Source organism: Brevibacterium epidermidis NBRC 14811 (assembly GCF_001570805.1).
Lineage (GTDB): Bacteria > Actinomycetota > Actinomycetes > Actinomycetales > Brevibacteriaceae > Brevibacterium > Brevibacterium epidermidis.
In genome coordinates, this window is record NZ_BCSJ01000015.1 from 161,036 (window position 1) to 175,931 (window position 14,896).

The window sequence follows — 14,896 nt, forward strand, 5'->3', positions numbered from 1 at the left end:
GAGCGAGCACATGCCGATTCGAGAGCTGAACGACGGTGACGATCTGCGCCTGAACGAGGTGTTCGCCGATGCGACCACCCCGGCCGGCCATATGGCCAGGTCCCTGTTCCGTCCGTCCTCGGATTCGCCCCTGATCCGCTCCGTTATCGCCGAGGTGGTTCCCGACGTTCCCGTCGGAGCCGCCGCGATCGCCGAATCCCCGCTTCACCCCTACCGTGCGTGGGTCCACGTCGAGGTCGCCGCCGAGGAACAGGGGCACGGTCAGGGGCGTGAACTCTTCGAGGCAGTGTGCGCGGAGACTCGAGGAACCGCTCTCGAGGGACTCGATTTGCGGGCCCGTGTGCAGGCCGGAAGTGCGGGCGAAGGCTTCGCTCAGGCGCTCGGTTTCACCCCGCTGACGACGACCCGCGTGATCAGGGTGCCCGCAGGTGCTCTGCCGCCGGCCGGCGGTGGTCGGGCCGAGGACCTCGAGATCGTCGCGACCGGCTCGGTGAAGCTGACGAAGGCATTCTTCGCCTGGTACACCGCGGTCAACCGCGACGATGCCGTCGGCCCGCTGACCATCGGACAGGTGAACAACGCGTTCCTCTCCGAGGCGGCCGGAGCCCATGGTGCCGCGCTGCTCAATGGCGCTGCCGGGACCGCCGAGGCGGGCGGGCTCAGCGCCTTCGCCGTGTCCTATGCCAGGGAAGCCGAAGAGACCGCCGGTGTTCTGCCGTCGGCCGGTGAGCCGGGCGCCGAGGCCGCTGCTGGGGACGGGACCGCTGTCGTCGATCACGTCGACGAGGAACCGCCGACCGAGCTCATCCTCGGATCGATGTTCGAAACCCGTGACGATGCCGCCGATGTCACAGGTGAAGAGTTCGCCGCCGCAGTCGCCGATGCCGAACTCCTGCTGGCGCGTTTGTCGGTCGACGCCGATGTCGTCATCGAAGTCACGAGCGGAATGCCCGTGGTCTCGGCGCTGGCCGACCGTCTGCTCGAGGCAGGGACTGCGACCGAGCTCTACCGTTACGAGACTCTCTCAGGACCTCCTTCCGACGCGAATTGAATCAGGCTCGATTCCCGTTGTGCTGAAGAGGCGCACGGGGCGAGTCTGATCCTCGGTGACGAACCAGCCCGTTCCCGGCAATCCGTCGAGTGGAGCCTGTCGAAGCACCCCGAGCCCGGTGAGATCCTGTTTGGTGTGCACACCGAGCACGAGCAGCGGACCGAGATTCTGTGCCTTGGCCAGCGGAGATCCATAGCTGGGTGTGAATCGAGTCGGCACGGTGAGCACATGGAATCGTCCGTCGAGCAGATCCCAGTCGACCGGGTCTGACTCCTTGTGGGCATCATCGTGGACAAGAACCTCGCCGAGGCGGTGGAGGAGAGTCGCGAATCCAGTCTTGCCGCTCTGCGGAGAACCGCGAACCGTGAGAACGGAACCGTCCCGCAAGGGATCCCACATGACGAGGTCGCCGAAAGCGTCGATGCCGATGGGGACGCGGCCCGCCGAAGTGTTGGTGCCGAATGATGCTTCGCCCTCGCTTGCAGGACGGTCGAGACCGCGCCAGCGTGGAGCGAATCCTTCCCGACGCTGCAGCCCGTCGGGGGACTCCCATCCGCCGATGCTGACCGTTTCTGTTTCCGGTTCGGACGAATCATTTCGTGCCGCGTCACCGGGTCCGAATTGCACATCGGCGCCTTCTCCGCTGGAAGTCTGCACACATGGACCGCGAATGACAGCGCGAAGATCCGGCCAGCTGCCGGCGAACCGCTGCCGGCTGAGTCCGAAGCTCGTCCCGTCTTCGCCGACATCGGGCGGGAAGATGATTTGAGTGGCGAACCGAGAACTTCTGCTCGTCATGTTTCGGCACCCAGCGAGCAGGAACACGAGATCCGAACCGGCACCATGACCAAGCAGACGTTCGGCGCGCTCCGCCCAAAAGTGGTCGAGCGAATCGACGAACTCGGCCCAATTGCCGCAGACGAGCAGGCTCGGCGGTTGTCGGCTCGTGACCGAACCTGCCGAGGTCGCTGTGCCGTCGCCGTCTTGCGCGATCCTGCCCGGGTCTCCGTTGACGGTGAGGTGGTCGAGAATCGCCTGGATCTGCCAGCCCGTGCTCATTCCGCAGCTGATGTCGGCCCAGTCGAGAGCAGCGGCGATCCTGCCGATCGCGATGATCCGTCTGGTCGGAGCGGCCGCGCGAGCCATATTCACGAGCACGGTTTCAATGGTTTCGGGGGTGCCGCCCGTGAGGATCGTGGAACCGTCCACATCCGGATCGAATGTCCATAACTGCTGCCGCTGCTCGCTGGGGACATCGATGATCCCCGAGACCGCTGTGCCGGGATCACCGACTGCCTCCACCGTTCCATCGGTGGCTCTCGCCGACATGCCAGCTGCCCAGGCTGCCATGTCTTCCGGAGCAGGCAGAGGCGGCAACACGATCTGTCGCGTCTGCCCCTCAAACGATGATTTCTCAATCACCTCGTCAGCTCCGGCCGCTGGATCGTTTACGGCCCCAGCATTTTCCCGTGTCGCGGCGACGATGTTGTCGACGCTGACACCGTGAACCCCGCTGGCCAGGGACGGAACCGGTCCACGGACCCAGGGCCGGACGCGGGGGCGGATAGCCGCCTCGGTGCCGGAATTGGTGCCGAAGGGCACCGCTACGCGGAACTGGGTGACGCTGATTCCGGAGTCCAGGCAGGCGGCTCCCGGCTTGTCCGCGGGAAGGAACGCGCCCGCCTCGGTACCGATGACGTCGAAGGAATCGGTCTCATCGCGTACCCGCAGGCACACGCGGATGTTGATGTTCGCCTTCATCTGACCGGTCACGACGCCCATGGGGCGCTGGGTGGCGAGGATGAGGTGGACGCCGAGGGACCTGCCCAAAGCGGTGAGGTGTTCGAGCAGATCAGCGGCGCGTGGATGAGTGGCCATGAGCGAATGGAACTCATCGATGACGACGATGAGACGCGGAGGAGGGTCGGCGAGATCGGCAACATCGGTGCACCCGCGGTCGGCCAGCAGACGTTCACGGTGGGTGATCTCGGCGCGCACCGAGACGAGAGCGCGAAAGGCGAGACCCGAGTCGAAATCGTCGAGCACACTGTCCGTGTGCGGTAGGTCCTGCAGAGGGGAGAAGGTGGCTCCGCCTTTGAAATCGATGAGGACGAAACGCAGTCGCCGAGGCGGCTGTGCCAGCGCCATCGACAGCAGCCACGCCTGGAGGAGCAGAGATTTTCCGCTGCCCGTGGTGCCGGCGACGAGAGCATGTGGGCCGTCGGAGAACAGATCGATTCCGACGTCACCGTCGGCTCCGCGACCGATCAGCACCGGCCCCGAGGCGGGACGGTGCCACCGTGCCCTGATGACCTCGGGCGCATCGTTGCAGAGTTCGCCGAGTCCGTGATCGGGCCATGCCCTGGGTTCGGTTTCGACCGCGCGACCACGGTGCAGGGTGACGAATCGGGCAGCCGGCATGAGAGTGGCGATGAGCGCCCGTCCGGGCACCGGTCCGCCGGGTGCGGTCGACAAAGTGGTGCGAGCCTGCGCGAGAGTGCCCACTGTCATCGACACCGCTGGGCCGGCATGCGGGGCGGTGAGCGTGAGTACGGCGGGGTGGGCCGCCTCGTCGAGGGTGATCGAGATGGGGTCGTCAATGTTGCCTCCCGGGCCGGACCCCGAAGGGACCGAGCTCGATGCATGGTCGGCGGAGAATTCCGTGCCTGCCAGCTCCGGCAGCAGTGCGAGTTCGGGACTCGGTCGCCATTGGAATCGCCGGTCGGCCAGCCAGGCGAAGGCCATGGTGCGCAGGACTGCGGCGTTTCCGCGGACGGTGACCGTGGTCGTGCGGGGATCGATGCGGACCGGAATGTCGGCGCAGACGACTCGGCCGTCGACGTGGTCGGTTCCGTCCTGCAGCTGTTCGTCGATGGTGAGGTCGGTGAAGACCGTCCCGAAACCAAGGCACAGACCGGGGGAGGAGAAGATCATGTGTCGGTGCGTCGCCTCGAGGCGGTTGAGCCTGGCTCGAGCCTCGGTCAAGGCGTCGTCGCGGTCGAGTCGGCATTGTGCACTGTCGCGGGCGAAGCGCTTCTTCTCGACCAGGTAGGCGATCCAGCCGGAGAGCGGGGCAGAGACGCTGAAGAGCAGGAACCACCACATTCCGGTGGCCACGGCCAGCACTACGCCGATGCCGACGGGGATGAGGAACGTCCACCACTGCGGTGGCCTGGCCGGCCGGGGATCGTCGATCGTCTTCGGCACGATATGAACGTCGTCGTTGCGCTGCAGAGGTGGGGATCGTATCGGCGGGGCCGAACGGGCAGTTGAAGACGAAGCGTCGGCCGACGACCAGTCTGTCGTGCCCGGTGCGAGCACGGTCGCTCCCACATGAACTGCGGGCTGAGCGCCCGTGGCGTCGAGTCGCAGCGGTTGAGGTGTACGGGAGATGCAGGGGTCGACGAGCGTCAGGCAGTCGGCATGGGGCAGTCGAGACAGGCGGGCTCGCCGCGGGTCGAGCGTCAGAGTGAAGCCGGAGTCGGGGCCTGCCACGACGGATACGGTCGTCCGTGCGGAGTCGGCACAGGCGTCGGTGGTGCGCAGAGAATTCGCGCCGACGATGGTGATGGGATTGAGTCTCTGCCAGTGACCCCAGCTGATCGACTCGAGCCTGTGGTCCTCGAGCCGGTTGCCGGTCACGAGGTCCTGATGAGTCAGTTCCGGTCCGAAAGCAGACCGGAAGACGTCGAAGGCCGGCTCGGCGGAATCGGCTTCGACAGTCATGCTCGTGACGGCTCCATTCGTCTCGACTCGGTGGATGAGCCCCAGGGTTCTCATGCCCATAGAATCACCGCGAGAATTCTGCTGGTACAAGAGGGACAAAACGCCCTGTGGAAACGACGTGGGCGTCCACAGCCCCACAATGCGTGAGTGGGGCCGTCGCGCACAGGAATCGGCGTCGGAGTCGACGACTCGCACCGATCAGTCGAGGCGCAGGGCACCCCTGGCATAAGCGGTGGCGTGGAGGTCGATGAGGCCGGGCACGAACGGCGAGAGCAGCGCCGGAGAGTAGCGGGCTTCGATGCGAATGCGCACCGAATGCGTCCCATCGGCATCGGCACTCAACCGCAGATCACCCATATCCTTCGGAGTCGGCACCGCGCTCAGGTACCGCCCGGCGGCTCGTTTGGCCGCGGGAGACGAGAACACGAGACCGGGATCGTCACCGGGAGCCGGTTCGAACGAGTCCGAGGCCGCCAGCGCCGCAGAATCGGCCAAGCCCTGCAGCTCACGGCGTGCCATGTGCAGATCGGTCAGAGCCGCAATGAGGAAGGCCAGCAACAAGGCGATGACGACGAAGCCGATGGCCAGCGGTGTGATCGACCCGGCATCCGATTCATGATCGAACTGCGCTGCTCGGCCTGGCTCCGAATCGTGCTCGCCTACGGTCTGCATATCACTGACGTCCTGTGGCGACGACGTCGGTGTGGTTCGCACGCAGGGTGATGTGCGGCGACCGGTCGGAGCCGAAGAGGAGTGGGAACCCGGGCAGAGACACCTTCGTCTCGACCCGTGCGGTGACGAGGGAACCGGCCTGTCCACAGGGTCCGGCGCACGAGTAGGTGATGGAGGTCGGCGCATCCCGCAGCCCGAAGTCCGCGAAATGCATGTCGGCAACAGCATGGGCGCGAGCCTCCGAGGGGTTCGCGTCGCGAGCGGCGATGCGCGAGGCCGACATGGCCGCCGAGGTGGTCGCATAGCTGGCCGCCTGCAGTTGGGAGAGCGTGAGCATGAGGTAGATGACGGGAATGAGCAGGACGATGGAGGCAAAGATGAACTCGATGACCGCCGTTCCCTCATCAGCGTCGCCGGACGCAACCCCTTGATCGCGCTCCGGCTCAGTCACGGTCGACGTCCTCGACGATGGACCGTCCGCGCAGGTCCCACACTTCAGCCGGTCCCCACAGCCCGAGGACCGGGAGCGGAGTCGTCACGCGCACCTCGACGATCTCGATGGCACCGCGCTGTGACGTCGAGACAGTGACCTTCTGGGCGTAGCGCTCGCCCACGGATACTCGAATGAGGTCGCGGGTGAGTTTCTGCCCGTCGCGTGGGGTCTGATCAGCCAGGCTCGCCTGCCTTGCTCCGGCGATGGCGGAGTCGATGACCGTGTTGCGGACGTGGATGACGAGGCCGATCTGCAGGGCCCCGGCCAGGATGAGGGCCAGCAGTGAGGCGATGAGAGCGAACTCGGCGACGGCAGATCCCGAATCGCTGCGCTCGCCTGCCGCCGTCACCGAGGCGGCACCCATTCGGCCCGCCTGTTCCGTCTCGTCGACTCTGGTCACCGTCCGGTCACCCGGCCCCGCGGACCTTATTCATCGCGTCTTGGAACATCGAGGTGAAGGCTTCGCCAGCCAGCGCCCACAACGCGACTACCAGTCCCGCGGTCATCAGCGTGATGAGGACCCAGCCGGGAACGTCCCCGCGATCGGGACGGTCGACATCGTCAGTGAGGTTCTGGTCGATGCCCTGGTCGGCCGCCTCGGCGATGGTGTTTCCTCCTCGCGGAGGAGAACCGGGGAAGAGCCCGAGCATGAGCGGGACGAGGCGGTAGGTGAACTGGCGGAACATTGTGTCTCCTTCATCGGCGAGGTCGAGAATTCGATCCGCGTGATCGTTGGTGCCGGGCATGGTCGTATGGGCAGAACTGGTCGTTGGTGCAGGATCGGCGGTTACGGGCTGAGGTCGAGGACGGTCAGGGAGGGGAAGACTGCGAAGATGACGGTGACGGGTAGTACGAAGACGACAACCGGAACGAGCATTCCAATCTCTTTGCGACCGGACAGTTCGAGCAGCCGTCGTCGGGACTGTTCGCGCACGTCAGCGGCTTGGGAGCGAAGCACTTCGGCCAGCGGGGTGCCGCGAGTCATCGACACGGCGAGGCCGTCGACGAACTGGACGATCTCGGGGATGGCGATGCGTGTGGCCATCGCGTCGAGCGCTTCGACCAAGGGTGTGCCGGTGCGGGTGGCGGCCAAGGCTGCGCGGAGTTCGTCGATGAGATCGCCGGAGCAGGTGCGGCACACTCGTTCGAGGGCCTCCACGATCCCCTCACCAGCGGTGATGGACAGGGCGAGGAGTTCGGCGACGGTGGGGAATTCGGCGAGCACTCGGGATTCGTGGCGGGCGATGGCTTGACTGAGCCGCCAATCGTTGACGACGTGCCCGGCGATGCCGCCGCTGATGACGAGGACGAGGGTGACGATGGGGGAGAAGCCGCGCTGTGCCGATAGGGCGCCGGCCAGTCCGCCGGCGACGATCATCCCGACGAGGATGCTCAGCACCTGGTTGATGCGGAAACGTTCGATCGTGGCATTGCCGCCGAGGCGGTCGATGCGCAGCCGCAGAGTCGCATCGGTGGTGATGCGCGATGTCACCCACAGCGTCGAGCTGACCAGCCATGACTTCACCAGTCCCCAGAATCCCTCGGTGCGCGGGGTCGGCGGGGCGTAGATGTCGACCAGGGACTCCTGATCCCGCAGATAGGGCGCGATCCGTGAGGACAGCGTCGGCTTTCGCAGCGGCGGGAGGGAGAGGACGAAGATGCACAAGGCGAAGCCGTTGAAGAGTCCGAGGGCCAGGATCGATAGAGGCTCGCCGAGGAGGCTCATGCCGCCCGCCCGTCCGCAGCGTCCTCATTGTCTGAGGTGAATCCGCCGCTCGTCCCGGCGCTGCCTGCGAAGCGTCGGTGGGCGGCGCTGAGCGAGGACCCCTCGATGACCCGGGGCTCGGCCGGGAGCCGACCGATGCGCTTCATCGCCTGATACGCCAGCAGAGAGACGACGAAGCCAGCCGCCAGGAGGATCAGTCCGGTGCGCGAGTTGTACGCCACCGCCGTTTCGGGACGCGTCGATAGGAACGCGAGCACCACCCATGGTGCGGCGACGGCCAGTCGGGCGCCGTTGACCGTCCACTGCTGCCTGGCGGAGAGCTCATTGCGGGTGCGGGCATCATCACGGACGAACTGCGCTAGGGCCCGCAGCATGGTGCCCAGATCGCTGCCGCCGACCTGCCGAGTGACACTGAGCGCGACGACGATACGGTCGGCCACGGGGTCGGCGCTGACCTGCCTGAACCTCTCCAGCGCCAAAGCGAACGAGCCGCTGGCCCGATATTCCTCGGCGAAGACTTCGAACAGCGGTCGCAGCGGTTCGGGTCCGCGATGGGCCAGAGAACTCAGTGCTTCCGGCAGGGACAGTCCTGCGCGGACTCCGGAATTGAGATGGTCGAGAGTTTCGGGCCACAGTTCCCGCCGCATCACCTGCCTACTGCGTGCTCGATGCTGCAGCGCCCGGTGCGGCAGCCAGGAAGCGAAGACGCCGAAGCACAATGCGATCGCCCACGAGCCGGTGAGTACCGTCGAGACGACCGCAACCGCACAGAACGCCGCGACCGAGATGAGCAGCAGATGAGCAGGCCGCAGTCTGGGGAAACCGGCCCCGGTGAGCATGTCATCGAGTTCGCGCACCCACCGCGACTGCGTCCGCTTGCCCTGCGGTCGCTGCCACAGTGACATCCAGATGAGGAATAGTCCCGCCCCGAGGCAGGCACCGATGAGCAGCGCGGACTGCGAATAGCTCACGCCGCCTCCAGAACGGTGTGAAGATCGCGGCCGATGGCCGCAAATCGCTCGCCGAGGTGGCCGAACCCCTGACCACGGATGAGCTGTCCTCGTGGCGAATGGAAGATCGTGTCGAGTTCGACGACGTCGCCTTCGACTCCTCCGGGCACCGCGCAGATCTCATCGACCCGGCGCACCCCGGAGGGGTCCCGCCGCAGATGGACGACGACGTCGAGGCTGACGGCAACGGTGGGCACGACGAACGCCGAGGAGATGTTCGCCCCGGCAAGAAGAGGCAGAGTGCAGATCTTCGTGATCGCCGCCCGGGCCGAGTTCGCGTGAATGGTGCCCATCCCGGGCAGCCCTGAATTCAAGGCAACGAGGAGGTCGAGGCTTTCGGCCTCTCTGACCTCGCCGACGATGATGCGCGTCGGCCGCATCCGCAGTGCTTCTTTGACGAGGGCGCGGAGGGTGACTTCGCCGGTGCCCTCGAGGGACGGCTGGCGACATTGCATGGGGACCCAGTCGCGGCTGGGCAGATTGAGTTCGAAGACCTCTTCGCAGGAGATCGTGCGCTCGCGGGCCGGAATCGAGCCGGCCAAGGCGTTGAGCATCGTCGTCTTGCCAGCCTGAGTGGCCCCGGAGACGAGGATATTGGCCCCGCACGCCACGGCTGCGTCGAGGAACTCGGCGGCGCCAGCAGTCAGCGATCCCTGGGCGACCAGATTGGCGAGATTGCGTGGCCGGGCGATGAACTTGCGGATATTCACGGCCGGGTGAGTGCGAGTGATATCGGGCAGCACGACATGCAGTCGGGACCCGTCGGGCAGGATGGCGTCGACAAATGGCTGAGATAAATCCACGCGGCGACCGGAGGTCCGAAGCATCCGCTCGATGAGGTCATCGAGCTCACCGGAGCTCAGCTTCGTCGTCGTCAGCTGGTGGACTCCGTCAACGGCGATGAAGACCTCACTCGGCGAATTCACCCAGATCTCTTCGACGTGCGGATCATCGAAATAATCCTGCAGGGCACCGAAGCCCGACAATTGATTATCGATATGACGGAACGTCGCCTCTTTGTCCTCGAGCAGGGGGAGATCAGCGACGAGGCTGCGCTCATCGTATTCGGCGATGACGGTGCGAATGAGCTCGCGAGAGCGCTGAATATCGGCGCGGGGATCCACATCGAGATCTCTGATCCGTTTGTGAACCTCGCTGGTGATGACTTCGGTGGCTTCCACTCTGAACCCTTGCCCGATCATTCAATTGACAGCGTTATTTGCTGTTTAACCTAGCTGTAGTCGAATGAAGAATCTAGTGTATTCCCAAATCTGTGGATAACCGGGAATCGATTCCGCAAATGCTCAACGTGTAGTTTCACGACTGTCATTGCGCCGATTCTTCGTCTTGCGCGGGGGTGGGATCCGGTCTATATTTTCCTCACTAGCCTTCGCATGACGCGATATGAGCCGCGCCGCCGGCGGGATGAATCAGATCTCCCGCCGGCGGCGCTTTTGTTCCTGTCGGCACCGGGTGTTCGCGAGCCGGAATCATTTAATACAATGGAAACCGTGAAAAACAATCGGGAGCACTCAGACGGCGATTCCGCAGCGCTCGGGCCCGAGCCCGCGGCTCCGCAAGCCGACCTGAGCCCGGCAGTCGTATTCGTCCATGAGCACCTCGTAGCGCAGGCTGGAGCCGTGACGATCTCGGCTCTGGCGGCGATGACCGGACTGCACCAGAACACCGTGCGCGAACACCTCGACCAGCTCGTCGAAGCAGGTGCCGCCACAAAGACGAAGGCTCCCTCCTCGGGTCGCGGGCGTCCCGCCTGGCTGTACCGGGCGATCGGATCGCCGAAGACCGGGTCCTCGGAATACCTCGGCCTCGCCTCGGTGCTGGCCGCGCAGATCGATCGCACGAGCACGAACCCACGTGCAGACGGGATCGCCGCCGGCCTCGACTGGGGCCGTGACCTCGCTCGCGAGGTCGCGCATAACCGTGCCGACACGGATGAGGGCACTCCCGCGGATGAGCGCACCCCCGCCGAGGAGACTCTCGCTCTCCTCGACAACCTCGGTTTCGCACCCGAATCCGTGACTTCAGGCGCCGAGGCGATTCCGTCCGACGAACAGGCGCCTGGTGCAGACGTACACAGCTTCCGACTCACCCGCTGCCCGCTGCTCGAGGCGGCACACGAATACCCTGACATTGTCTGCGGCGTCCACCTCGGCCTGGTCCGCGGTGCCCTCGAGGTCTTCGGTGACCCCGCTGCCGAATCCGAGCTGGACCCGTTCTCCGAACCCGGAGCCTGCCGTCTGCACCTGAGCGACGGCGCGTCCGGAAGCACACATCCATGATCCGCCGTCTCGTCTTCCTCATCCCCGGCGCCCTGGCGCTCCTCGCCGGACTCGACGCCGCCCTGTTGCTGCTCGGCGTCTGGGCCCCGGTCGATGCTGCCTCGCTGCCCGACCTCCACGGCATCCTCATGGTCTTCGGATTCCTCGGCACCCTCATCGCTTTGGAACGCTCCGTCGCCCTGGCCGAACCCGCGGGCTTCATCGCTCCGGCTCTGCTCGGGCTCGGTGCGATCGCGATCCTCACCCCGGCCCCTCTCATCGTCGGCCAGATCGGCCTGCTCGCCGGCAGCCTCGCCTTCACCCTGCTCTACATTCCCCTGTTCAGACGCAACTTCGACGACGCAGTGCTCGTCCAAGCGCTCGGTGCGGCGATGCTCATGGCCGCGGCGCTCATGTGGATGGGCGGTGTGCCGGTCTCCGGTCTCATTGCCTGGCTGACCGGCTACGTCGTGCTCACCATCGCCGCCGAACGGCTCGAACTCGCGCGCATGAGCATCAGCGCTCCGGCCGTGGTGGTCTTCCGCCTCCTCGTCGGACTCTTCTGCCTCGCGCTGCTCGCCTCACTGCTGTGGCCTGGCGTCGGTATGACCGTCTTCGGCGTCGCGCTGCTCACGCTCGTCGCCTGGCTGCTCATCAACGATGTCGCCCGCCGCACCTGGCGCGCTCCCGGCCAGCCGGGGTTCATCGGCGTCTGCCTCATGGTCGGGTACGTGTGGCTGGCCGTGGCCGGACTCATCTGGGTCCTCGGCGGACCGCCGACGAGTGTCCGCGCCATGGATGCGACCATCCATGCGGTGTTCCTCGGCTTCGCGATCTCGATGATCATGGCCCATGCCTCGGTCATCCTGCCCGCTGTGCTGCGGATCCGCCTGCCCTACCACCGCGGGTTCTATATCCCCGCCGCGCTCCTGCATCTCAGTCTCATCCTGCGCATCGGCCTCGGCGACGGCCTCGACCTGGGTTGGGCCGTGCGCTGGGGTGGAGTCATCAACGTCATCGCCCTGCTCGGATTCGCGCTCATGGCAGCCGCCTCGGCGATCACCGCGTCAAGGAAGAAGGCGGAGACGACGAAGGCCGGGACCGCCTCGGCGAAGGAGGACTTCAACCGATGACCCCGCAGCTGTCCTCACCGGGCGACCACAGTTCTAAGGGTGACAAGTCCGGCACTGGCCTGGGCGACCGCAGCCGCGATGCGGAACTCGGCATCGGGCGCGGACGTTGGCTCGTCCGCGACATCCCTGTCGTCGTCTGGATCGTGTTCCTCCTCGTCGTCATCGCCGCCCATCCTGGACTGCCGGTCGCCAGGTGGTTGATGATCCATCTGCTCGTCCTCGGCGCGGTCAGCCACTCGATCCTCGTGTGGTCACAGCACTTCGCGCAGGCGCTGCTGCACACTCCCGCCTCGGCGCGGGATCGACGCAATCAGAGCATCCGCCTCGGACTCATCAACACCGGCACGCTGGCCGTCGTCATCGGCATGATGACCTCGCTGTGGCCAGTCGTCATCATCGGTGCGGTCGGTGTGGCCGCCGCCGTCATCTGGCACGGTGCCGACCTGTGGGGCAAGGCCCGCCACGCCCTGGCCTCACGCTTCGCCGGAACCATCCACTATTACCTCGCGGCGGCCGCGATCCTGCCGCTGGGCGTCACCCTCGGTGTCATCCTCGCTCGCGACATCGGCGAACCCTGGCACTCGCGACTGCTCGCCGCCCACGCGCTGCTCAATCTGCTCGGCTGGATCGGGCTGACCGTCATGGGCACGCTCATGACCCTGTGGCCGACGATGCTGCGCACCAAGATCATCCCCGGCGCCGAGGCGGCCGCCCGTCGCGGACTTCCCCTCCTCCTCATCGGGCTGGGTATCGCCCTGGCCGCGTCCCTGTTCGCCCAACCGTGGGCGGCGGGCATCGGCCTGCTGGGCTACCTCGCCGGAATCGGGTTCATCGCCCGCCCCTTCGTGCTCGCCGGCATTGCGAAGCCGCCACGCGAATACCCCACCTATTCGGCGGCCGCGGCGATGTCCTGGCTGGTCATCTGCCTGCTGGCGACAGCATGGGTGTTCTTCACCGCAGACGACTGGCTGAATGCAACCGCGGACTTCACGTGGCTGACCCCGGCACTGGCAGCAGGATTCGCCGCGCAGATCCTCTTCGGCGCACTGTCCTACCTGCTGCCCGTCGTCCTCGGCGGGGGACCGACAGCCGTGCGCGCCGCCAACCGCGAACTCAACCGACTCGCGGCCTTCCGCATCACAATCATCAACCTCGGCCTGGCCATCTGCCTGCTTCCGGTGCCCAGCTGGGTCCGTGTACTGTGCTCGGGGCTCGTGGCCTTGGGGCTGGCCATGTTCCTGCCGTTCCTCATCCGGGGCATCCGCGCTTCCCGCAAGGCCAAAGCGAACCCCGACATCCACCGGAAGACCCGTCCGACGAAGGAGGAACGGGCCGCCGCGGCCAAACTCGACGACCGCCGAGCTCTGGCATCGGCTGCGGCCGGAGTGGCGCTCGTGCTCATCGCCGTGGCCGGGGGAGTGGCCATTGATCCCACTGCCACAACCACGGTCACTGCAGGGGCCGCCTCGGCGGGGGTGACTCCGACCGGCGAGACCACGACAGTCCAGGTCGAAGCGAAGAACATGCGATTCACCCCGGACAATATCGACGTGCCGGCCGGCAACCGGCTCGTCATCGAACTGAAGAACACCGATGACCAGGACGTCCACGACCTCGTGCTCGACAACGGCACCGACAGCGGCCGGCTGAGCCCCGGCGAATCCGCCACGCTCGACGTCGGCATCGTCGGGGAGGACCTCGACGGCTGGTGCTCGATCGCCGGCCACCGGCAGATGGGAATGGTCTTCGCGGTCAACGCGATCGGTGCCGCCGGAGATCAGACGGCGATGGACTCTGACGGGTCCGGTCAGGATGGATCGGGTCACGGCGACTCCGGCCACGGCGGGATGGACGGGATGGACCACGGCGGGGCCTCGGACGGCGGCGCCTCAGACGGCGGGGACTCTGCGGCCGATGATCTCGACTTCATGGCCGAACCCGGGCGTGACTTCTCTGCCCGCGACGCGGCGCTGCCGAAGCCTGACGAGTCCGCGAAACCGAAGACGATCAAGAAGACCTTCACCGTCTCCGAGGTCGAACGCGAAGTCGCCGTCGGAGTCAAGCAGAAGCTGTGGCTGTTCAACGGCACCATGCCCGGGCCCACCCTGCGCGGAAAAGTCGGCGACAAGTTCGTCATCACGCTCGTCAACGACGGGTCCATGGGCCACTCGATCGACTTCCACGCCGGCGAACTCGCCCCCGACCAGCCGATGCGCACCATCGCTCCCGGCGAATCACTGACCTACGAGTTCACGGCCACACATTCGGGCGCCTGGATGTACCACTGCGCGACGATGCCGATGACCGACCACATCGCCAACGGCATGTTCGGCGCCGTGATCATCGACCCGCCGAACCTGCCCGAAGTCGACCGCGAATACTTCATGGTCCAATCCGAGCTCTACCTCGGGCCGCAGGGCGGGATCGTCGATTCGGCGAAGGCCGCCCGCGAAGAACCCGACGCCGTCGTGTTCAACGGATTCGCCAACCAGTACGACCACGATCAGCTGCGGGCGAAGGTCGGCGAACGCGTGCGCATCTGGGTCGTCGACGCCGGACCGAGCCGGCCGAGTGCCTTCCACATCATCGGCGGACAGTTCGACACCGTGTTCAAGGAAGGCGCCTACCTGCTCAAACCGGACAACGAAGAGAAAGGGGCGAGCCAGACACTCGATCTGGCCGCCTCGCAGGGCGGGTTCGTCGAACTCGAATTCGCCGAGGCGGGTCACTATCCGTTCGTCTCCCACGTCATGGTCGACGCCGAACGCGGCGCCCACGGAATCGTCAACGTCACGGACTGAAGCGG

General features: G+C 66.0%; 12 protein-coding genes. 4 read left to right on the forward strand and 8 right to left on the reverse strand.

The annotated features are described in order from the left end of the window. Positions 1 to 10: 10 nt before the first annotated feature. On the forward strand, positions 11 to 1,051 hold the full coding sequence (locus tag BEP01S_RS11860; RefSeq protein WP_062243507.1) for a GNAT family N-acetyltransferase: 1,041 nt from the start codon (positions 11 to 13) through the stop codon (positions 1,049 to 1,051). Here BEP01S_RS11860 and BEP01S_RS11865 read toward each other — a convergent pair. The 8 genes from BEP01S_RS11865 to BEP01S_RS11900 all read right to left on the reverse strand — a co-directional run bounded on the left by BEP01S_RS11865 (position 1,025) and on the right by BEP01S_RS11900 (position 9,859). Continuing rightward, positions 1,025 to 4,831, reverse strand: coding sequence for an FtsK/SpoIIIE domain-containing protein (locus tag BEP01S_RS11865; RefSeq protein ID WP_167348278.1), 3,807 nt, complete (start codon positions 4,829 to 4,831; stop codon positions 1,025 to 1,027). The two genes, BEP01S_RS11860 and BEP01S_RS11865, sit on opposite strands and share 27 nt — an antisense overlap. A gap of 144 nt (positions 4,832 to 4,975) precedes the next feature. Next, entirely contained in the window at positions 4,976 to 5,449 is a 474-nt protein-coding gene (locus tag BEP01S_RS11870) for a pilus assembly protein TadG-related protein (RefSeq protein ID WP_062243513.1), read from the reverse strand. A gap of 1 nt (position 5,450) precedes the next feature. Continuing rightward, positions 5,451 to 5,900: a hypothetical protein gene (locus tag BEP01S_RS11875; RefSeq protein ID WP_062243516.1), complete on the reverse strand. Its 450-nt coding sequence runs from the start codon at positions 5,898 to 5,900 to the stop codon at positions 5,451 to 5,453. Beyond that, positions 5,893 to 6,342, reverse strand: coding sequence for a TadE/TadG family type IV pilus assembly protein (locus BEP01S_RS11880; protein ID WP_244882210.1), 450 nt, complete (start codon positions 6,340 to 6,342; stop codon positions 5,893 to 5,895). Before BEP01S_RS11880 ends, BEP01S_RS11875 begins: the two co-directional genes overlap by 8 nt. Before the next feature lie 7 nt (positions 6,343 to 6,349). Continuing rightward, positions 6,350 to 6,628, reverse strand: coding sequence for a hypothetical protein (locus tag BEP01S_RS11885; protein ID WP_157070566.1), 279 nt, complete (start codon positions 6,626 to 6,628; stop codon positions 6,350 to 6,352). A gap of 101 nt (positions 6,629 to 6,729) precedes the next feature. Next, positions 6,730 to 7,668 carry a type II secretion system F family protein gene (locus BEP01S_RS11890; RefSeq protein WP_039209816.1) on the reverse strand — a complete coding sequence of 313 codons (939 nt, stop codon included), beginning with the start codon at positions 7,666 to 7,668 and terminating at the stop codon, positions 6,730 to 6,732. After that, entirely contained in the window at positions 7,665 to 8,639 is a 975-nt protein-coding gene (locus BEP01S_RS11895) for a type II secretion system F family protein (RefSeq protein WP_062243523.1), read from the reverse strand. Before BEP01S_RS11895 ends, BEP01S_RS11890 begins: the two co-directional genes overlap by 4 nt. Next, a complete protein-coding gene (locus BEP01S_RS11900; protein WP_062243526.1) occupies positions 8,636 to 9,859 on the reverse strand; it encodes a TadA family conjugal transfer-associated ATPase in 1,224 nt (407 codons plus the stop codon). Before BEP01S_RS11900 ends, BEP01S_RS11895 begins: the two co-directional genes overlap by 4 nt. A 330-nt stretch (positions 9,860 to 10,189) precedes the next feature. On the opposite strand from BEP01S_RS11900, the gene BEP01S_RS11905 reads away from it, so the two are divergent. Genes BEP01S_RS11905 through BEP01S_RS11915 form a run of 3 tightly spaced genes read left to right on the forward strand, consistent with a single transcriptional unit; the run spans position 10,190 to position 14,891 of the window. After that, entirely contained in the window at positions 10,190 to 10,978 is a 789-nt protein-coding gene (locus BEP01S_RS11905) for a helix-turn-helix transcriptional regulator (protein ID WP_218004337.1), read from the forward strand. Then, positions 10,975 to 12,090, forward strand: a complete 1,116-nt coding sequence (locus BEP01S_RS11910) for a DUF8744 domain-containing protein (protein WP_083532692.1) — start codon at positions 10,975 to 10,977, stop codon at positions 12,088 to 12,090. The genes BEP01S_RS11905 and BEP01S_RS11910 overlap by 4 nt, the downstream gene beginning before the upstream one ends. After that, positions 12,087 to 14,891: a multicopper oxidase domain-containing protein gene (locus BEP01S_RS11915; protein ID WP_083532693.1), complete on the forward strand. Its 2,805-nt coding sequence runs from the start codon at positions 12,087 to 12,089 to the stop codon at positions 14,889 to 14,891. The genes BEP01S_RS11910 and BEP01S_RS11915 overlap by 4 nt, the downstream gene beginning before the upstream one ends. Positions 14,892 to 14,896: the final 5 nt, after the last annotated feature.